Origin of the sequence: Neoluteolibacter marinus, from assembly GCF_014904755.1 — a bacterium.
Classification (GTDB): Bacteria; Verrucomicrobiota; Verrucomicrobiia; order Verrucomicrobiales; family Akkermansiaceae; genus Haloferula; species Haloferula marina.
Window position 1 is genome coordinate 55,743 of record NZ_JACZFQ010000040.1, and the last position, 19,623, is coordinate 75,365.

The 19,623-nt window shown below is 67.2% G+C and carries 19 protein-coding genes and 1 tRNA gene; 12 read left to right on the forward strand and 8 right to left on the reverse strand.

All coding sequences use genetic code 11. The features are described 5' to 3' along the window. The first annotated feature begins 36 nt into the window (after positions 1-36). The 3 genes from IG178_RS09495 to IG178_RS09505 all read left to right on the forward strand — a co-directional run bounded on the left by IG178_RS09495 (position 37) and on the right by IG178_RS09505 (position 2,927). On the forward strand, positions 37-759 hold the full coding sequence (locus tag IG178_RS09495; RefSeq protein ID WP_193212305.1) for a uracil-DNA glycosylase family protein: 723 nt from the start codon (positions 37-39) through the stop codon (positions 757-759). Positions 760-922: 163 nt separating this feature from the next. After that, on the forward strand, positions 923-2,038 hold the full coding sequence (locus IG178_RS09500; RefSeq protein ID WP_193212306.1) for a WG repeat-containing protein: 1,116 nt from the start codon (positions 923-925) through the stop codon (positions 2,036-2,038). A 61-nt stretch (positions 2,039-2,099) separates the two neighbouring features. Continuing rightward, entirely contained in the window at positions 2,100-2,927 is an 828-nt protein-coding gene (locus IG178_RS09505) for a hypothetical protein (protein ID WP_193212307.1), read from the forward strand. Here the strand turns inward: IG178_RS09505 and IG178_RS09510 are convergent. Continuing rightward, positions 2,924-3,463, reverse strand: a complete 540-nt coding sequence (locus IG178_RS09510) for a hypothetical protein (protein ID WP_193212308.1) — start codon at positions 3,461-3,463, stop codon at positions 2,924-2,926. The genes IG178_RS09505 and IG178_RS09510 overlap by 4 nt on opposite strands. Before the next feature lie 4 nt (positions 3,464-3,467). Continuing rightward, positions 3,468-3,932, reverse strand: coding sequence for a hypothetical protein (locus IG178_RS09515; RefSeq protein ID WP_193212309.1), 465 nt, complete (start codon positions 3,930-3,932; stop codon positions 3,468-3,470). A gap of 110 nt (positions 3,933-4,042) precedes the next feature. Here IG178_RS09515 and IG178_RS09520 point away from each other — a divergent pair. Beyond that, positions 4,043-4,117, forward strand: a tRNA-Val gene (locus IG178_RS09520). A gap of 31 nt (positions 4,118-4,148) precedes the next feature. Here the strand turns inward: IG178_RS09520 and IG178_RS09525 are convergent. Together IG178_RS09525 and IG178_RS09530 are read right to left on the reverse strand one after the other, a co-directional pair. After that, the gene (locus tag IG178_RS09525) at positions 4,149-5,939 is read right to left on the reverse strand and encodes an Hsp70 family protein (protein ID WP_343225954.1); all 1,791 of its coding nucleotides are present in this window, start codon (positions 5,937-5,939) and stop codon (positions 4,149-4,151) included. 93 nt (positions 5,940-6,032) lie between these two features. Continuing rightward, complete coding sequence (locus IG178_RS09530) at positions 6,033-6,323, reverse strand: hypothetical protein (protein WP_193212310.1); 291 nt, start codon at positions 6,321-6,323, stop codon at positions 6,033-6,035. Positions 6,324-6,429: 106 nt separating this feature from the next. Between IG178_RS09530 and uraH the strand changes: the two genes are divergently transcribed. From uraH to xdhB, 6 genes are read left to right on the forward strand one after another with little or no spacing between them, the layout of a single operon-like run. Continuing rightward, positions 6,430-6,759: a hydroxyisourate hydrolase gene (uraH, locus tag IG178_RS09535; protein WP_193212311.1), complete on the forward strand. Its 330-nt coding sequence runs from the start codon at positions 6,430-6,432 to the stop codon at positions 6,757-6,759. Continuing rightward, positions 6,759-7,979, forward strand: a complete 1,221-nt coding sequence (locus IG178_RS09540; RefSeq protein ID WP_193212312.1) for a M20 family metallo-hydrolase — start codon at positions 6,759-6,761, stop codon at positions 7,977-7,979. The genes uraH and IG178_RS09540 overlap by 1 nt, the downstream gene beginning before the upstream one ends. Then, positions 7,976-9,304 (forward strand): allantoinase AllB, encoded by a 1,329-nt coding sequence (allB, locus tag IG178_RS09545; RefSeq protein ID WP_193212313.1) that lies wholly within the window; start codon positions 7,976-7,978, stop codon positions 9,302-9,304. The genes IG178_RS09540 and allB overlap by 4 nt, the downstream gene beginning before the upstream one ends. Before the next feature lie 56 nt (positions 9,305-9,360). Next, positions 9,361-10,101 (forward strand): (S)-ureidoglycine aminohydrolase, encoded by a 741-nt coding sequence (gene allE, locus IG178_RS09550; RefSeq protein WP_193212314.1) that lies wholly within the window; start codon positions 9,361-9,363, stop codon positions 10,099-10,101. Further along, on the forward strand, positions 10,082-11,317 hold the full coding sequence (locus IG178_RS09555; RefSeq protein WP_193212315.1) for a M20 family metallo-hydrolase: 1,236 nt from the start codon (positions 10,082-10,084) through the stop codon (positions 11,315-11,317). The genes allE and IG178_RS09555 overlap by 20 nt, the downstream gene beginning before the upstream one ends. Next, positions 11,293-15,000 carry a xanthine dehydrogenase molybdopterin binding subunit gene (gene xdhB, locus IG178_RS09560; protein ID WP_226895257.1) on the forward strand — a complete coding sequence of 1,236 codons (3,708 nt, stop codon included), beginning with the start codon at positions 11,293-11,295 and terminating at the stop codon, positions 14,998-15,000. Before IG178_RS09555 ends, xdhB begins: the two co-directional genes overlap by 25 nt. Before the next feature lie 96 nt (positions 15,001-15,096). On the opposite strand, the gene xdhC is transcribed toward xdhB, so the two are convergent. After that, positions 15,097-15,861, reverse strand: coding sequence for a xanthine dehydrogenase accessory protein XdhC (xdhC, locus tag IG178_RS09565; RefSeq protein WP_193212316.1), 765 nt, complete (start codon positions 15,859-15,861; stop codon positions 15,097-15,099). Next, entirely contained in the window at positions 15,858-16,706 is an 849-nt protein-coding gene (gene pucL, locus IG178_RS09570) for a factor-independent urate hydroxylase (RefSeq protein WP_193212317.1), read from the reverse strand. The genes xdhC and pucL overlap by 4 nt, the downstream gene beginning before the upstream one ends. A 62-nt stretch (positions 16,707-16,768) precedes the next feature. Here pucL and uraD point away from each other — a divergent pair, with 62 nt between their 5' ends. Next, on the forward strand, positions 16,769-17,251 hold the full coding sequence (uraD, locus tag IG178_RS09575; RefSeq protein ID WP_193212341.1) for a 2-oxo-4-hydroxy-4-carboxy-5-ureidoimidazoline decarboxylase: 483 nt from the start codon (positions 16,769-16,771) through the stop codon (positions 17,249-17,251). A 126-nt stretch (positions 17,252-17,377) separates the two neighbouring features. Then, positions 17,378-17,554, forward strand: a complete 177-nt coding sequence (locus IG178_RS09580; RefSeq protein WP_193212318.1) for a hypothetical protein — start codon at positions 17,378-17,380, stop codon at positions 17,552-17,554. Between the two features lie 13 nt (positions 17,555-17,567). Here IG178_RS09580 and IG178_RS09585 read toward each other — a convergent pair whose 3' ends face one another. Together IG178_RS09585 and IG178_RS09590 are read right to left on the reverse strand one after the other, a co-directional pair. Further along, on the reverse strand, positions 17,568-18,935 hold the full coding sequence (locus tag IG178_RS09585) for an MBL fold metallo-hydrolase (protein WP_193212319.1): 1,368 nt from the start codon (positions 18,933-18,935) through the stop codon (positions 17,568-17,570). A 171-nt stretch (positions 18,936-19,106) separates the two neighbouring features. Then, entirely contained in the window at positions 19,107-19,616 is a 510-nt protein-coding gene (locus IG178_RS09590; protein WP_193212320.1) for a redoxin domain-containing protein, read from the reverse strand. Positions 19,617-19,623 lie beyond the last annotated feature (7 nt).

The following is a 19,623-nucleotide window of genomic DNA, read 5'->3' on the forward strand; positions in this document are numbered from 1 at the left end:
TTGCGGCCGGGCCGTGCGCCCGCTTAGCTCGGCCGCGTGACCCAGCCCCTGATTGCCGCCGCCCGCGAACTGGCGGACCGACTGCGCCCGCTCGAATTCACCAAATCGAGCCACGTCTACCTGCCACTCGACTACGCCCGGGAACCGCACGAGGCTTATCTCAAGCGCTTTGGCGGCGGCCCCAAGCGTGTCGTGTTCCTGGGCATGAATCCAGGGCCCTTCGGGATGGCGCAGACCGGGGTTCCGTTCGGGGAGATCGCCGCGGTGAAAGAGTGGATGGGCATTTCCGGCAAGGTCGGGAAGCCGGGGCACGAGCATCCCAAGCGCCCCGTGCAGGGTTTCGATTGCACCAAATCCGAGGTCAGCGGCCGCCGGCTGTGGGGCTTGTTCGCCGAACGCTTCGGCACCGCGGATGCGTTCTTCCGCGATCACTTCGTCCTCAACTTCTGCCCCTTGGTGTGGATGAGCGAAACCGGGGCGAACCTCACCCCGGACAAGCTGGTGGCGGCCGAGATGGAACCGGTCGAGGAGGCCTGCCTCGACCACCTGGTGCGTGCCCTCGAACTACTGGACGGGCAGTATTTGATCGGCGTGGGCGCATACGCCGAGCAGCGCCTGAAAGCCGCCGCGGAACGTCTCGGCTCCACCGCTCGACTCGGCCGCGTCCTTCATCCATCCCCTGCCTCGCCCGCCGCCAACCGCGGCTGGGCGGAAGCGGCGACCAAGCAACTGGTCGCGCAGGGCGTGTGGGCCGATTGAAGGAGCGGGTGGCTGGCAAACTTGGCTTGTGGCAAGGCCCGCTGATGATTTCCTTGTCCCCATGGGAATCCCCGGCGTCTGTCCCGGTTTCATTGGCGGCCTGCTCGCCTTGCAAGTCCTGACTGGGCGCGCGCAGGATGCCCCGCGCGACCCCGCTCCTGCCATGCCTGTAATCAAAGAAGATCCAGCCCACCCGCCGGCCCTCGAAGTCACCGTCCGCCGCTACATCGAGCTCAGCCAGAGTGCCGGTCCGCGGGAATGGTCGCCGCTGGTTTTTCCCGCGGACATCGACAGCTTCCACGCCCAGGTCACCGCGGCGGCGGAGATCCTCGAGCCGTTGGGCGAAGCCCAAGGCTTGCTGCGGAATGCCGGTGTCGGCAGCGTCGCCGAACTCACGGCGATGGCTCCCCTGGATCTTTTCTGCGCGATGCTCGACCAGCAGTTCGCCAGCATCCGGCGCCGGGCTCCCGGGGAGCTCGCGAAGTTGCTCGAATCCGTGCGCTTGGATCGGATCGTGGCGCCTTCCGCCGACAGTCCACCGGGGAGCACCTGGAAAATCGAATACTCGTTCCTGTTTCAGAACGAGCAGCTCCAGATCAACCGCCGCCTGAGTGAGGAAGCCGAGGTGATTGAATCCGGGGGCAAGTGGTTCATCCGATTGCGTCCGGCGATGCACTCGTTCGCGACCCGGGCGCGAAACCAGGTGGCAGACTTCCACGCCCGCGCCGCTCGGGATCTCAAGGACGGGATCGCGAACCCCGATGACGAGCTCGAGGAAGTGCGGCTCTCCGGGTTCCGTCGCGTCGACGACAAGCGGATCGTGATCGAACCCCGTTTTTCCTACGCCCGTGAATTCTACCAGGGGCTTGCGGCGGTGCGGGTGATGAGCACTTGGGGATACATCAAGGCGGACGGGAGCTGGGCCGTCGAACCGCGCTTCTCCGATGCCAAGGATTTCGCCGATGGACTGGCCCCGGTTGCCCTCGAGGATACCGAGGAGGAACGGTGGGGATACATCGATCGCGGCGGCCGCGAGGTCATCGCCTTGACCTACGGCTCGGCCCGCGAGTTTTCCGAAGGCCTTGCTGCGGTGGAAAAGGATGGACGCTGGGGATTCATCGACCCCAAAGGGGGGATCGTGATTCCTTTTCGCTACAGCGCCGCGGATTCCTTTTCGGAGGGTCACGCCGAGGTCGAGTGGGAGAACGAGGACGGCGAGGAGGAGTCGGGATTCATCGATCGTGCCGGTAGGCTGGTTTCCGATGATGAGGGGGAGTGAGCGGCCGGGTGCGAAGCATGGAACGGCTCGACATAGGCCTCGCGGATGAGGACGTTGGGCCATGAGGATTCTATTCCTGTTGGCCCTCGCGGCCGCAACGACGGCGCTTGCCAACGACACCTCGATCAATTCCGGGGCGCACGGGCCGTCGCCGCTCGGCGAGTTTGCCGCGGAGGAATCGGTGGTGCGGATGGTTTCCGAAACGATCGCCATCCGCTTCGGCAAGGAGGAGTCCGAGGTGACCTGCCGCTTCACCTTCCGCAGCACCAAGCAGGGCGGCGCGGCGAATCAGACCGTGGGCTTTCCCGACCTGTTGGAGATGGACTCGGACACCGGGCGGATCCGCAAGCTGGAGACCTTCGTCGATGGCAAGCCGGTGGAAGCCAAGAAGGTCCGCGGCTGGTTCGCGACCGGGGATTGGGGCACTCCCAAGAGCGGCTTCGGCGCGCCGCCGCCGGAATTGCCGGCAGGGGAGGTCCAACTCGCGGATTTCTTCGCCATCGAGGTGGCGTTCCCGCCCGACCGGGACGTCATCATCGAGCGCCACTACCTCGCCGACAACGGCGGCGACACGATGGGAACGTCGTGGTTCAGCTACACCACCCACACCGGCGCGGTGTGGCAGGGCACGATAGGCAAGGCCGAGTTCCGGGTGAAGCTCGACGGCTGGACGGTCGATGACCTCGCCTTCGAGGACGGGCCGCAGAAGCTCGACCCGCGGAAGCAATCCGGATGGTGCTCCCCGAACCTCGCGGAGTGGACGGTGGTCTCGCCGACCGAGCTGACAATGACCTGGAAGGACTTTGAACCGGCCGTGCACAAGACCCGTCGAGGGATCGAGATCTGCACCTGGTCGCAGCAGATGTTGAAGGCGGGGGCGCCGCGCTAACAGGGGTCCAACGGCTCCTCCGCTCCAGCGTCATTTGGCCGGGCCGCCCGCCGCGCGGCGTTTTCGGCCTTGAGCATGGTGATCTCGGCGGCCCAGCGGTTGAGCTGCCATTGTCGGAAAAACCAGACGGCAGTGGCCATCGCGATCGCCAGCACGAGCCAGACGAACCAGGTTACCGTGACGGCAAGCGGGCCCTGCACGTCGTAGATTCCGCCGAGCACGGCGAAGACCGACTCGATGCCGGCGAAAGCGGCCCAGCTCCGGTATCCCAAGGTATCGAGTCTGGCGAACCACACCGCCGCGGAGGCCAACACCAAGGCGTTCAGCACGTCCCACTCGCCGTCTAGCAGGAGCGGGCTTTGCCAGATCACCTTGAATTGATCGGGATGGAACCGGCGCATGGCGGTCAGGAATCCCGCGGCGATGGCGAAGGCGCCGACCTGACTCCCGACCCAGACCGCGCTCAGGTAGAAGGCGACCCTTCTTGGAAACCACCAACAACCCTTGGCGTAGATTTCCTCGAGGTCGCGGCTCATCGGGTCACCCCTCCTGGTGCGGGAAGATCACCGCCAGGCGCTCGATGCCGTTCTTCGAGAACTCGTCCCAGTAGCGTTTCTCGATGTCACGGGTGTGGGCGCGGCGGTCTTCCTCGCTCATCGCCTGCCAGGCGCTCATGCCGATGACCCGGGCGAGGTCGCGGTCGGCGAGCCGGATAACGAGTTCTTCCCAAAAGACCTCGTTGCGGAACTCGTCGTAGCACTGCTGGAAGAACGAGCCCTCCTGGTGCTCCGGGTTGAGGTGGTGGCGTTGCTTCTCCTCGTCGAACTCGATCTGGTCGCCGAGTCCGGCATGCTTGGCCTTTTCCAACACCTTGTCTTCCAATGCCTCGTAGGCGGAGACGCCTTCCTCCGAACCCGGGCGCTCGTTCCACGAAGCGACTTCGGCGGCCAAGCTGACCATTTCCACCAGGGTGGCGAGTTCTTCTTCGGTGAAACGCAGGTGCATGTCGGGGCGGGGAGGAAATCACCGCTTTCCCGCAGCCGCAAGCCCGCAGCGACTCCATGCTTGCACGCGGCGGATGGATGGCCGAAAAAGCCGCCGTCCGCAGGGAGAAAGCACGAGTAGCTCAGCGGTAGAGCAACCCGTTTACACCGGGTCGGTCGGCGGTTCGATCCCGTCCTCGTGTACCACCTGGCAGGTAGCGCAACTTGCAAAGTTGCGCTACATCCGCCGCTCCAGAGCCTGTTCCATGGCGCGTTCGACCAGCGCGGCGGCGAGCGCTTCGGTCGCCTTGTCGAGCCGCTGGACGGCGGCCTTGAGCGGGTTCGGCTGACCGTCGGCCAGGGCCTTGCGCACCTCTGCGGCGGCCGCTTCGATCTCGGCCCGTTCGTCGGCGGGCACCAGTTCCCCGGCGGTCGCCAGAGCCTGGTCCACGGCCGGCAGCAGCTCCTCGGCCTTCAAGCGCGCCTCGGTGAAAATCCGCTCGGCCATGTCGTCGAAGGCATGCTCGACCGACTCGCCGACCATCCGTTCGACCGCCTCGTCGTCGACGTCGATGGCGGCGCTGCGGATTTCGACGACCGTGTCGCGGCCGGTGGTGGTGTCGCGCGCAAGCACCTCGAGGATGCCGTTTTCATCGATGCGGAACTGCACCCCGACCCGGGCCTGGCCTTTCGGGGCGGGTTCAAAGGGGACGTCGAAGAGCCCGAGTTCCCAGTTGTCGCGGGCCATCTCGCGCTCGCCTTGGAGCACCCGCAGCCGCATCGATGCCTGGCCGGCGGCGGCATTGGTGAACATCTCGCCGGCTTTGCAGGGGATGGTGGTGTTGCGCGGGATCAGCACGTTCATCAGGCCGCCGAAGGTCTCCACGCCGAGACTGAGCGGGGTGACGTCGAGCAGCACCATCTTGCGCAGCGTGCCGCCGAGCACGCCGGCCTGGATGGTGGCGCCGAGCGCGATCGCCTCGTCCGGGTGTTGGGAAAGGTCGGGCTCGCGACCGAAGAATTCCGCCACCGCCTGCCGCACCGCCGGAATCCGGGTGCTGCCACCGACCAGGATCACGGCGTCCAGCGCCGAGGTCTCGGTGCCGGCATCCGCCAGCGCCTGGCGGCAGCAGGTCAGGGTGCGGGCGATCCACGGTTTCGCGAGCTTGCCGAGATCCGCGGCCGTCAGCGGGACCTCCAGGCTGTGGACTCCGTCGAAAAACGGCGCGCGGAAGGTCTCCTCCCCGCGATCCGACAAGGCGCACTTCACCCGCTCCGCCTCTTCGAGGAGCCGGACCTTGGCGCTGTCGTCGAGCGAGTCGAAGTCGATGCCGCCACGCTCCGCGCCGTGTCGCGCCAGCGCCAGGTCAAGGTCGTCGCCGCCGAGGCGGGTGTCGCCGCGGGTGGCCAGCACCTGGAACACGCCGTCCTGCATTTCCAGCACCGAGAGGTCGAAGGTACCGCCGCCGAGGTCGTAGACGGCGACCCGCGAGCGTTCCTCGAGTTTGTCCAAGCCATAGGCCAGCGCCGCCGCGGTCGGTTCGCTGAGGATGCGCACCACTTCGAGACCGGCGAGTTCGCCGGCCCGCTTGGTGGCGGCACGCTGGGCGTCGTTGAAGTAGGCCGGCACGGTGATCACCGCCTTGCTCGCCTCGCGCTCGAGCCGGCTTTCGGCGATGCGCTTCAGTTCCTTGAGAATCTCCGAGCTGACTTCCTCCGGGCTGCGGTCGAGCACCGTAATGCCGCCGTCGGGGGCGGGCTTCATCGGCACGCAGAACGACTCTTCGTCGCCGTAGCGGCGGCCGATCAGGCGCTTGACGCTGGTGATCACCCTCCCGGGATCCGCCGGGCGCCGGCGCAGGGCCTTGCGGCCGACCTCGACCTGGCCGGCATCGCCGTACCACACCGCGCTCGGCGTGATCCGCCGTCCGTCGGCGTCCGCCAACAGGATGGGGAAGCCGGATTCCACCGCGCCCACGGCGGAATTCGTCGTTCCCAGATCAATTCCCAGAATCAGCTCGCCCGTCACGCGGCGAGCCTCGCCCGGTGTCCCGGCGCGGTCAATTCCGGGACGGAGGATCCTTGCGCGGGACCCACCGTCCCGATGGCGGGTCGCGGAGTCCTAGCGGCCGCCCTTCCGGTAGCCGGCGTAGTAGCCGCGTGTGAAGTGGTTCTTGGTCTGGGAGTTGTAGTAGTTGTTGTAGAGCAGCGGGTTCGAGGGCTTGCCCAGGTTGGCGTCGCGGCGGCCGAAGCCGAAGCCTTGGTTGAAGGCCTTGTCCTGCTGCTCGGCGAGGTTGTTGCCGCCCGGAACCGGGCCGGGCATCGGCGGACCGGGGACACCACCCATCGGCATGTCGCCGCAGGACGAAAGCATCAGGCAGAAGGCGAAGGCGGGGAAGGGAATGAATTTCATAGCAATACCAGACTCAACGGTCCGCCCGCCCGCTCAAGGAGATTCTGGTCAAAACGGACGGAAGGCAGTCTTGCCGCGCGGCACCGGAACTGCTGATGCTAGGCAGATGGGGAAGTTGTCCACGCATGTGCTCGATACCGCCCACGGGAAGCCGGCCGCGGGGATGCGGGTCGAGCTCTTGAAGGAAGGGGTGGCGGTGGGAAGCATCGTCACCAATGCCGACGGTCGTGCCGAGGGGCCCTTGCTTGAAGGCGAAGCGGTGGTCGGGGGCTGCTACGAGCTGCGCTTCCATGTCGCCGACTACTTCCGGACGCTCGATGTCGCCTGTCCCTTCCTCGACGTGGTGCCGGTTTGTTTCCGCATGGAAGCCGGCGGCTCCTACCACGTGCCGCTGGTCTGCTCGCCGTGGGCGTATTCCACCTATCGCGGGAGCTGATGGACGCGATCACCCAGGCCGCCGGGCAACTTGCGGAACGGATCGAGGCGCTCGGGCAGGTCACCGACACGCCGGGGGCGTTGACGCGGACCTTCCTGTCGCCGGCCAACCTGGCGGCGGCGGCGATGGTGTCGCGGTGGATGGAGGAGCTGGGGATGACGGTGGAGCATGATGCCGGCGGGACCATCCGCGGCATCCTCGCGGGGACCGCCGGTGATTTGCCGCCGCTGCTGCTGGGCTCCCATCTCGACACGGTGATTGACGCCGGGAAATACGACGGGGCGCTGGGGGTGCTCACGGCGCTGGCGGCGCTGCAGGTGACGGGGCCCCTGCCGTTTCCGGTTCACGTGCTGGGCTTTTCGGACGAGGAGGGGGTCCGTTTCCATGCCACCTATCTGGGCAGCCGTGCCTGTGTCGGGCAATTGGGGACCGAGGCGATGGAGATCCGCGACTTCGCCGGGGTTTCGCTGGCGGAGGCGCTCGGGAAGGAAGGTTGGAACGAGGGGGCGACCCGGTTTTCGTACGAGGACTCCGCCTGCCTGGCTTACGTCGAACTCCACATCGAGCAGGGGCGGGTCCTGGAGGAACTGGGCGAAGCGGTCTGCGGGGTGTCGGCGATTTGCGGTCAGAGCCGGCTGGCGGTGGGACTGATCGGCCAGGCGGATCATGCCGGGACGACGCCGATGGAGATCCGCCGCGACGCCCTTGCCGGGGCCGCGGCGTGCATCCTTGCCGCCGAGCGCTGCGGCCGCAGCGATCCCCTGCTGGTCGCGACGGTGGGCAAGCTGGACCTCCGCCCGGGCGCGTCGAATGCGATTCCGGGCGAGGTCAAGTTCACCCTCGATTTCCGCCATCCCGACGATGCCTGCCGCGAGCGTCTGTTAGGCGAGCTGCTGGCGGAGTTCGAGGCGATCGCCGCGGACCGCGGATTGAAGCTGGCCTGGGACCTGGTGCAGGCCAATCCGGCGGTGCCCTGCGACCCGGGTCTGACGGAGCGGCTGCTGGATGCCATTGAATTGGTCACCGGCGGGCGGCGGCTGCTGCCGAGCGGCGCGGGGCACGACGCGGTGATGATGGCGACGGCGATGCCGGTCGCGATGGTTTTCGTCCGCTGCCGCGACGGGCTCAGCCACCATCCGGACGAATATGCCTCCCCGGACGACATGGCCGCGGGCTTGCGGGTGCTGGTGGGATTCCTGCAGGACATTTCCAAATCATGAGTGACTTCGACACGATCATCCGGGGGGCGACGGTGGTGGCCGCAGGGGAAGCGACGATCGCTGACGTCGGCATCTCGGGCGAATCCTTCGCCGCCATCGGCCCGGATCTCGCGGGGAGCACGGAGGTCGAGATCGATGCCAGCGGCAAGGTGCTCTTTCCCGGGCTGGTCGATGCCCACGTGCATTTCAATGAACCGGGGCGCAGCGAGTGGGAGGGATTTGCCACCGGTTCGGCCGCGTTGGCGGCGGGCGGCGGGACCTGCTTCATCGACATGCCCCTGAACTCGGCGCCGCCCTTGCTGGACGTCGGGGCATTCGAGGCGAAACGCCACGCGGGAGAGCGCCGGAGCCGGCTGGACTTCGCGTTGTGGGGCGGGCTGACGCCCCACTCACTGGCCAACCTGGCCGCGCTGGCGGGGTGCGGGGTGGCGGGCTTCAAGGCGTTCCTGTGCCCGAGTGGTCTCGCGGAATTCGAAGCGGCGGACGAGGCCACGCTGCGTGAAGGCATGAAGATTTCCGCGGATCTCCGCTTGCCGGTCGCGGTGCATGCCGAGAGCCCGGCGGCCCTGGCGGCGCATTGGGAGAAGTTCCCGCCGCCGAGTCCCGGGACAATGGCGGACTGGCTGGCGTCGCGGCCCGTGTCCGCGGAGCTGGCCGCGATCGAAATGGCGCTGGCCTGCGCGCGCGACACCGGCTGCGCCCTGCATATCGTCCACATCAGCTCGCCTGAGGGCGTCGATCTGGTGACGGCGGCGAAGCGGGAAGGCATCGACGTCACCGCGGAAACCTGTCCGCACTACCTTTTGCTGGACGCCGTGATGGCGTGCGAGATCGGTCCGGCCGCGAAGTGCGCGCCCCCCTTGCGGCCCGCCGCGACGGTCGACGGGCTGTGGAAATCGCTCGCGGCCGGGGAGATCGACACCATCGGATCCGATCACTCGCCGGCACCGCCGGAACTGAAGCAGGGCAACGACTTCTTCGCGATGTGGGGCGGCATTGCCGGCGCCCAGCACGGGTTTCCGTTGATGATCGAGCGGGCCGTGCGGGAGGCTTCGTGGCCGCTGCTCGCGGCTCTGGTCGCGGGGAACCCGGCGCGACGTTTCGGATTGGGCGGGCGCAAGGGACGGGTCGCCGGGGGATGGGATGCCGACTTCTGCCTGTTGGCCGCGGACGAATCCGTGATCGGTCGCGAGGACCTGCTCTCGCGCCATGCGATCTCGCCGTATGTCGGCCGTCGCAGCGGGTGGCGGGTCGCCTCGACCTGGCTGCGGGGCGAGCCCGTGTCGCCCGCGACCAGCGGCCGTTTTTTAGTGCCCGGACGATGAGCAACCCGGTAGAGATGTCCGATGCCGGCTGAAGGCCGCCCACTGCTTTTCCAACCATGAGTGAACTCTTCGGACTGACCCGCACCCGCGTCGCGATGCGCCACGCCCTGATCGCCCTGGACGGCCACGTGCCGAGCGCGTTCCCCGGTTGGGACGGGGCGGATGCCTACGTGCTCCTTTCGCCCGCGATCGGCGCGGAAATCAGCCAGCTGCTGGTGTGCTACCAGACGGGCGGTGGCACCGCCTGGTTTCCGGCGGGCGAGTATGAGCACGTGATCTACATCGAGAAAGGCGACTGCCGGGTGGTGTGGGACGATGGCGACGTCACCCTGGGTGCGGGCGGATTCGTCTTCGTGCCCTCGGAGAACGTCCTCGCGCTGCACGGCAGTGAGAACACCCGCCTGACGATCTTCCGCAAGATCTACGAACCGGTCGACAACCTCGAGGCACCGCCGGCGGTTCACGGGCATGCCGCCGACATCCCGGGCGAACCTTTCCTCGGCAATGATAAGGCGCGCTTGCAGACGCTGCTGCCGGTCGACTCCCGCTATGACCTGGCGGTGAACATCTTCACCTATCAACCGGGCGCGACGCTGCCATTCGTGGAGACCCACATCATGGAACACGGCTTGCTCATGCTCTCCGGGCAAGGCGTCTATCGCCTCGAGGAATCGTACTACCCGGTGAAAGCCGGCGACGCGATCTGGATGGCGCCGTACTGCCCGCAATGGTTCGTCGCGATGGGCGACGAGCCCGCCAGCTATCTCTACTACAAGGATGTCCACCGCTTGCCCTAGCCGCCTCGACCGGGAGATCGACGAGCTCGCCGCCATCTCCGCGCATCCCGCGCCGGCGGTGACGCGGGTGCTGTTTTCGCCCGAGGACCTGGCGGCGAGGGAATGGCTTGCGGGGAAGGCACGGGAAGCGGGCTTCCAGCTGCGGCAGGACCCGGTGGGAAACCTCTTCATCCGCTGGGAGGGCAGCGAGCCTTGCCTGCCGGCGGTGGCGACCGGGTCCCACACCGACGCCATCCCGAATGCGGGCAAATACGACGGGGTCGTCGGCGTGCTGGGCGGATTGGAGGCGATGCGCCAGCTCAAGGAGGCCGGCCACCTGCCCCGCCACAGTCTGGAATTGATCATGTTCACGTCCGAGGAGCCGACGCGGTTCGGGATCGGCTGCCTCGGCAGCCGCCTGATGGCCGGCACCATCACTGCCGGCGAGGCCCAGGCGCTGCGCGATCCGGACGGCAGGTCGCTAGACGAGCTGCGTGCTGCCGCCGGTTGCGGGGGCGACCTCGGGGCGGTGAAGGTTTCCACCGGCGCCTACAAGGCCTTCATCGAGCTCCACATCGAGCAGGGCCCGCTGCTGGAAGAGCGGGGCATCGACATCGGTGTGGTCGAGAAGATCGCCGCGCCCTCCGCGTTCCGCCTCTTGCTCAAGGGATCGGGCGGGCATGCCGGGGCGGTGCTGATGCCGGATCGCCGCGATGCTTTCCTCGCCGCCGCCGAGATCGCGCTGCTGGTCGAACAGGCGGCGCTGGAGAGCGGCAGCAAGGACACCGTGGGCACTACCGGGCTGGTCGAGGTGAAGCCCGGCGCGATCAACAGCATCCCCTGCGACGTCAAGATGGAGGTGGATTTCCGCGACACCGACCAGGAAGCGCGGGACCGGGCGCTGGCAAAGATCGGCCAGGGTGCGCGGGCGGTTTGCAAGCGGCGCGGGGTGGAGATCGACTGGCAGGTGATCAACCAGGACCCGCCGGCCTTGTGCGAGCGGTCGCTGGTGGCACTGGCGGAGGACAAGGCGGCGGCTGCCGGGTTTTCCCATGACCGGATGGTCAGCCGGGCCTACCACGACTCCCTTTTCATGGCCCGCTTTTGTCCGACGACGATGATCTTCATTCCCTGCCACAAGGGCTACAGCCATCGCCCGGACGAGTTCAGCTCGCCGCATGCCATCGCGAAGGGCGTCGCGGTTTTGAAGGAATGTCTCAAGGAACTCAGCCGGTGATGGACGCGCCCTCCATCCTGCGGATCAACGGCGAGACCTTCGATCTCTCGTTCGTGCCGTTGCACGAGACCGTTCTCGGTTTCCTCCGCCGCAAGGGACTGACCGGCACCAAGTGCGGGTGCAACGAGGGCGACTGCGGCGCGTGCTCGGTGCTGCTGGTCGAGCAGGACGGAACGCTGAAATCGGTGAACTCCTGCCTGGCCTTTGCCCATGCCTTCGCGGGTCGCGAGATCCGCACCGCGGAGGGCATTGGCAAGGGGGGCGAACTTCACCCGGTCCAGTCGGCGATGGTGGCCTGCCACGGGTCGCAGTGCGGCTATTGCACGCCGGGATTCATCGCGTCGATGGCCGAGTGCTGGCACCGGTCCGGACTGCCGGACGACGCGGCGATTTCCGACCAGCTGTGCGGCAACCTCTGCCGCTGCACCGGCTACCGGCCGATCCGGGAGGCGATGCACCAGTCGTTGTTAGATAGGGAACAACGGGAAGCCTGGGACCGCTGGCTGGCACCGCAAGAGACCGCGGAGCCCCCGCAGGAGAGCCGGGTGGACGGCGGCTTGTTCTTGCGCCCGACTTCCATTGCAGAGGTGCTGTCCTTGAAGGCCCGGCACCCGGGCGCGGTGATGGTGGCGGGTGCCACCGAGGTGGCGGTTTTGGCGAACAAGAGGCACCTGCGGACGACGGTGATGATCTCGCTGGAAGGGGTCGCCGAGTTGAAGGAGATCCGCCGCAGCGGCGATCACTGGGAACTCGGTGCGGGCGCGAGCCTGACGGACATCGGGAAGGCTCTGGCGGGGGAGATCCCGGCCCTCGACGAGATGCTGCGCTGGTTCGCTTCGCGGCAGATCCGGCACCGTGCGACGCTGGGCGGAAACCTCGCCACCGCCTCGCCGATCGGCGACAGCGCGCCGCTGCTGATGGCCCTGGATGCGTCCCTGCTGCTGGTGTCGGCGACCGGCGAAAGGGAGGTCGCGATCGGGGATTTTTTCACGGCTTACCGGAAGACGGTGCTGCGCGACGACGAGTTGATCCGGTCGATCCGGGTTCCGGCCAGGCCGTCAGGGCGGGTCGCCTTCCTCAAGGTCTCGAGGCGGCGCGAGCTGGATATTTCGATCGTCTCCGCGGCGTTCCGGGTCGCGACGGATGAAATGGGGCGGGTCACCGAGGCGCGGCTGGCATTTGGCGGCGTGGCGGAGAAGACGATGCGGGCAAGTGCGGCGGAAGCGGCGCTCGTCGGAAGGACGCTCGCGGCGCACGAGGAGGTCCTGGAGTTGCTGGACGCCGCATTCACCCCGCTGACCGATGTCCGCGGCAGCGCGGCCTACCGCCGGGCGCTGGTGCGCGGGCTGTTCGGGAAATTCGTCGCGGATGAAGGTTTTGCGGAGCCGGAGTGGAAGTCGTTATTCGACGGGGGCCCGGGGATCGCGCATGAGAGCGCTGCCGGTCATGTCACCGGTGCGGCGCGTTACGTGGAGGACGTTGCGCTTGGCTGGCCGATGCTCGAGGTCCATGCGGTGCGGTCGCAGGTGGCTTGCGGGACGATCCGCAAGCTCGACCTGTCGGCGGTGGCCGCCTCGCCGGGGGTGGTGGCGGTGCTGACCGCGGCCGACATTCCGGGGGCGAACAACAGCGGACCGGTGCGCCACGACGAGCCGATCCTGGCGGAGCACGAGGTGGCCTTTCACGGACAGGCGCTGGCGCTGGTCGTCGGCGAATCGACCGAGGCCTGCCGGCTTGCCGCGGCGAAGGCGGTGGTGGAGATCGACGAGCGGCCGCCCTTGCTGGCCATCGCCGCGGCGGTGGCGGCGGAGTCTTTCCACACCGATCCCCATGTTCTCGGCCGCGGCGACGTGGAGGCCGGGATGGAGGCTTCCCCGCGGACGATCGAGGGCGAGTTCGGGTTTGGCGGACAGGAACACTTCTATCTCGAAACCCACGCCGCATGGGCGGAGTGCGACGGCGAGGGCGGGGTGCATGTCGCGAGTTCGACCCAGCATCCGTCGGAGATCCAGGCGATCGTGGCCGAAGCGTTGAACCTGCCGCGGCACCGGGTGGTGGCGGAGTCCCCGCGGATGGGCGGCGGCTTCGGTGGCAAGGAGACGCAGGGCAACGCGATCGCGGCCTTGTGCGCCATCGCGGCGGTGAAGACCGGCAGGCCGGTCCGCTGGCAGCTGGATCGCGACGAGGACATCGCGGTGACCGGCAAGCGCCACCCGTTCCTCGCCCGCTACCGTGCCGGCCACGATGAAGAGGGCCGGCTGCTGGCGGTGGACGTGAAGCTTTTCTCCGACGGTGGCTGGTCGCTGGACCTTTCCCAGCCGGTGAACGACCGCGCCTTGTTCCATCTCGACAACGCCTACTACATCCCCCACTCGCGCTTCGAGGGGCGGGTGGCGAAGACCAACACGGTCTCGAACACCGCCTTCCGCGGCTTCGGCGGGCCGCAGGGGATGCTGGTGATCGAGGAGATCCTCGGGCGGATCGCGCTCAAGCTCGGCTTGCCTGCGGAAGAAGTCCGGCGAAGGAATTTCTACCATGGCAGCGGAGAGACCAACACCACGCACTACGGCGAGGAGATCGGCGACCATCACCTCGACCGGATCTGGAGCGAACTACTGGAGTCCTCGGAGTTTGTGGTGCGGCGCGGGCTGGTTGCGGAATGGAACGCCGCTCATCCGCACCGCAAGCGCGGCCTGGCGGTGACGCCAGTGAAGTTCGGGATCAGCTTCACCCTGACCCACTACAACCAGGCCGGGGCGCTGGTCCTGATGTATTCGGACGGCTCGGTCCAGGTGAATCACGGCGGCACCGAGATGGGGCAGGGGCTGCACACCAAGATCCTCGGCGTGGCGATGCGGGAGCTGGGGCTGCCGGCGGAGCGGATCCGGCTGATGCACACGCGCACCGACAAGGTTCCGAACACTTCCGCGACGGCGGCGAGCTCGGGGTCGGATCTCAACGGCATGGCGGTGGCCGATGCCTGCCGGCAATTGCGCGAGCGCCTCGCGCCACTGGCAGCGGAAAAGCTCGGCTGCCTGGCGGAGGAGATTGTTTTCGAAGCGGGCGACGCCAAGGGACCGGTCGGCAGCGTGCCGGTCGCGCAGCTGGCGGGCATCGCCTACACTCGCAGGGTCTCCCTGGCGGCGTGCGGATTCTACGCGACGCCCGACCTGGTCTGGGACTGGAATGTCGGCAAGGGCCGGCCGTTCCATTATTTCGCCTGCGGGGCCGCGGTCAGCGAGGTCGAGATCGATGGGTTCACCGGGATGACGCGGGTGCTCCGGGTCGACATCCTGCACGACGTCGGCGATTCGCTGAATGCGGCGGTGGACCGCGGGCAGATCGAGGGTGGTTTCGTGCAGGGCATGGGATGGCTGACCGGCGAGGAATTGAGATGGGACGACCGGGGCGTGCTGCTGACCCACAGCGCGAGCACCTATGCGATTCCGGCGATCAGCGATGTGCCGGCGGAACTCAGGGTGGCGCTGTTGAAGGATGCCACCCAGCCGCGGACCATCCATGGCAGCAAGGCGGTTGGCGAGCCACCGCTGATGCTGGCGATCTCGGTGCGCGAGGCGATCCGGGATGCAGTGGCGGCTTTTGGTACGGCCGGGGATTTCGATCTGGCCTCCCCGTGCACGGGCGAGGCGGTGAAGTCCGCGGTGGATGAGGCGCGGAAGTAGCGCAACGTTGAACGTTGCGTCGGCGAACGGCCTGTTAGGTCGAGCGGTCGCCCACCAACAATCCGGCCGCCCCTGGCCGCAACGTGCAACGTTGCGCTACTTCCGCTCTAACAATTGCGCCGCGATGCTGATCGCGATCTCGTGCGGGTCGTTGCCGCCGACGGGCAGTCCGAGCGGGCAGGTGATCTTTTCCAGCAAGTCCTCGCCGAGGCCGGCCTCCCGCAGGTCCCGGAACAGGGCGGCTTTCTTCGACGCGCTGCCGATGACGCCGAGGAACGGAATCTCCGGATGGCGGGTGAGCACCTCGCGGAGCACCGGCACGTCGCTGGCGTGGCCCTTGGTGATGGAGAGCACGAAGGAGCGGGGGCCGACGAGTCCGGCCCCGGCTTCGAAATCCGGCAAGGGGTGGGTGGAGAGGTTGCGGGCACGGGGCAGCCGCTCCAGCCAGTCGATGCGGGGGTCGATCACATCGATCCGGCAGGCGAGGGGAACCAGGATGGGCACCAGGGCCTGGACGACATGACCGGCGCCGAAGATTGCGATGTGCCACGGGGGCGCGGCGGCGAGCCGTTCGAACAGGAGTGTCATCTCGCCGCCGCAGGTCATGCCGATGTCGCGCTGGAGGTTCCAGCACACGAGGCGGGTGCTTTCACCGCCGCGGGCCAGCATGGCCGTGGCCTCCTCGATCGCCCGCGCCTCGATCCTGCCGCCGCCGACCGTTCCGTGAAGCAGGCCGTCGCGGGTGACGATCATCTTGGCACCCGCCTCACCGGGCACGCTCCCGCGGGCCGCGGCGACCGTGACCACCACGAGGTCGGTGCCGGCATCCTGCAGCCGCGCGATTTCCGGCCACGGGTTCATTCCCGGACAATGACCGCTTCGATTTCCCCGGCGGGTTCGTCGGTCGGCAGGAGCACCACCTTCTGGTCCGGCCGGCCGAGCTTGGCGAGGTCGAGGCCGAGGAAGTGGACGTTGGGCATCTTGAGGTCGATCCTGCGGATCGCCGGAACGCGCTCCAAGGCCAGTTCCCCGATCTGATAGAGGGTGCGCTGGACCGAAGGGCTGTGGGTGGTGGCGAAGATCTCGTGGACGGCCGACAGGACGGAGGCGTCGGTCGTGGGGAAGTAGGCGGTCTTGTCGCAAAAGGTCCACTCGGCCGTCAGGCGGGTCGCGAAGACGCGGTCGGTGGCCGGGGGCAGGGTGGTGAGGTCGCAGACGTTGTAGCCCGTGAACGACGATGCGGTGGTCTTCATGACCAGGTGGCCGCGGATTCCCGAGGACAGCACCGGCTCGTGCCCGCGTTGGAAAATGCCGCGGGAAAAGGGCTCGCCGTTGGCGGCGTGGACGAAGCTGTGGGGGTGGGCACTGCCCTCGATGGTCATCCGCTCCCACTTGCGTTCGCGGAGCTCGACGGTCACGCCGGAGAGGTGGGGATAGGTGTCGAGAAAGTGCTCGCCGATCACGTTCGCGAAGCTCGTCCGGCAGGTGGTGAGGTGGTCGTGGGCCAGCAGGTGAACCGTGTTCTTGACGGTGTCCGTGGGGACGATCGACGAGTTGTCGTCGCTCAGGTAGGAGCCGGCGAGATCGCCTTGGAGGAGCACGTCGGCCTCCAGTTCACAGACGTCGTGGTGGGATTCATCGTGACGGATGACTTTCATCACCCGGACGCGGAACTTGCCGTAGCGGTTGGATTCGAGCGTTGCCACAGGGTTTCTGGGTAGTGATTCTTGTTGTCGTGGAGAATGTCACGGTCGAAGCCCTGAACGCGATGCCAAAGGCGGACTTCGTCGCCCGCTTCGGCGGGATCTACGAGGACTCACCCTGGGTCGCGGAGCGGGTCGCGGCCGACCGTCCGTTCCCCGGGCGGAAGCACGTGGTGGACCGGATGCGGGCGGTGGTGGAATCCGCCGCTGATTCCGCGAAGCTCGCGCTGATCCGGGCCCACCCCGATCTTGCGGGGAAGCTCGCGCGGGCCGGAGCCTTGAGCGCGGAGTCCACCCGCGAGCAGGCGGGCCTGGGGCTGGACCGGCTCAGCGACGGGGAATACGAAAAGTTCTCCGATCTCAACACCCGCTACCGCGAGCGCTTCGGCTTTCCGTTCATCATTTGCGTCCGGCTGACGGACCGGGCCGGAATCCTGGAAGCCTTCGGACGGCGTCTCGAGAATGACCGCGGCGAGGAACTGGTCGAGGCTCTCGGGCAGATCCATCAGATCGCCCGCCTGCGGCTCGAAGACCTCGTGGCGGAATGATTTTTTGAAGGGGGGAAAGCTGATAGATTCAGGATTTCCCCGGATCGGCATGGGAGCCGCTCCCATGTCACGCGATCGCGTACTTGAACACCCGGTGCTTGCCGGATAGGGTCAAGTTCCCCCTCCATGAAAAATCGTATTTGTCTCGCCTGGTTCGGCGACCTTGATGCACCCGATCAAGGTCGTACGAAGTCCCGCCCGGTTTCGAACCCCAAGGTCGCCCCCGCCGACTCGGGTCCGCGGAAATCGGTTCCGAAGGTGAAGGACGCTGCGGAGCTGCGGCGGATGTTCGGGCGCCACTGAGCTGGCCGTCGAATCAGGCCAGCTGGTAGTCCTTGCCGGGAACCGGCACCATTGCTTCGGTGGCCGGCAGCTTCTCCTTGAGCTGGCCGAGGAACCAGTCGCAGGCCTTCGGGTCGCCGTGCACGAGGAAGGTCTTCTTCGGCTTCACCTTGAGGATGTAGTCGAGCAGCGCCTCGCGGGTCGAGTGACCGCTGAAGTCGAAGATCTCCATCTGGCACTTCCGCTCCACCGCGGGGTGGCTCTTGTCGAGCACGACCTTTTCCCCTTCCGACGCGGCGCGAATGTGCCCCGCAGGTGAGTCGGGATCGGCGTAGCCGACGAACAGCAGCGAATTCTTCGGGTTCTCGAGGAAGCCGATGCGGGCGAACTGGTTGGAGACGGTCTTTTCGCTCATCATCCCGCTCGACAGGCAGTAGATGGCGCCGGCATGGAGCGGCACCGGGCCCTTGCGCTTCTTGTTGCCGGCCTCGAGCTGCATGTCCTCAAGGATGCGGAAGTCATCGTCGGTGCGGCGGGTCTTGCCCTTCGCATACTTGTCGTAGATCACCGTCATCTTGGTACTGAGCCCGCCGATGAAGACCGGGGTCTTCTTCGGGATCAGTCCCTGCTTCTTGAAGCGGTGGATCATCGTCAGCACCTCCTGGGTCTTGCCGATCGCAAACACCGGGATGAGCACGGCGCCCCGCCGGTCCAGGGTGGCGGCGATGCTTTCGGCAAAGCGCAGTTCCTCCGCGGCACGGGTGTAGCTGGCGGGCCGCTCGCTGTCGCCGCGGGTGGTCTCGATGATCAGCGTGTCGACGTGGTCCTCCGGGAAAACGGCGCCCTTGATCAGGGTGGAGTCCTCGAAGTTGACGTCGCCGGTGTACATCACGGTGGTGCCGTTGCCGCGGATGGTGATGCCGGTGGAGCCGAGCACGTGGCCGGCGTCGTGGAAGATCCCGCGCATGTGGCCTTCGGGATCGAGGTCGAAGGGGCGCTCCAGCGGGCGCGGTTCCAACCGGTCCTCCAGCTCATCCAGCTCTCGGTGGGTGAAGAGCGGGTATTCGGCGATGCCGAGCTCGGTGCGCTTCGACTGCATCACGTTCACCGAATTGTGGAGCATCGCCTTGCCGAGTTCGGCGACGGCCTGGGACAGGAAGACCTTGGCCTGCGGCTGCCGGCTCATCAAAACCGGCAGCGAGCCGATGTGATCGAGGTGGGAGTGGGTCACCACGATCGAGTCGATCGGTTCCTTCTGGATGAGGTCGTAGCGTGGCAGGCCTTCGAGGCCGTCGTGCTTGGGATGAAGTCCCGCATCGAGCACCACCCGGGACTTGCCGGAATCGAGCAGGTAGGAATTGGAGCCGATTTCGGCGTGGCGGCAGAGACTGCGGAAAAGCATGAGTGGATCGGAAGGGGCGTGACGATGGGGGAGGGGGCTGAAATGTCGAACGTTGAATTTCAGCGGGATTTGCCGGTCCAGGCGTGGAACTCCGTCCCGGCGGCTGCTCCGGTGTCGGCACGGCGAGGGCTGCGGCCCCGCAGGAAGGAGCCCTCCCGGCGGCGGGTCCGCTCACTTCTCCAGCTGCTTCAACACGTCGGCCGCCTGCTGGTCGGTCGAGGCGGTCAGGTCTTTCCAGACGAGCTTGCCGTCCTTGAACAGGAAGGCCTGGCGCTTCGCGAAGCCGAGGCTGTGGGGCACGCCGAACGCGTCGGCCACCTTGGCGTCCTTGTCGGCCAGCAGGGAAAAGGGCAGCTGGTATTTCTCCTGGAAGGCCTTCTGGGCGGCCACGTCGTCCATGCTGACGCCGAACACCGTGACCTTTTTCTCGGTCAGGGCGGCATAGGAATCGCGGAGCGAGCAGGCCTGCTTGGTGCAGCCGGGCGTGTCGGCGCGGGGGTAGAAATAGACCAGCGTCCAGCCCTTGCCGCCGGCTTCCGCGACCTTGACCTCCTTGCCATCCTGGTCGACGGCCGTGACCGCGGGCAGCGCGGCGCCATCCTCGAGCGGGGCGGCGGAGGCTTGGGAAATGGCGAGTCCGAACGGCGCGGCGATGGCGGAGAGTGCTTGGAGCGGCTTCACGCCGGGC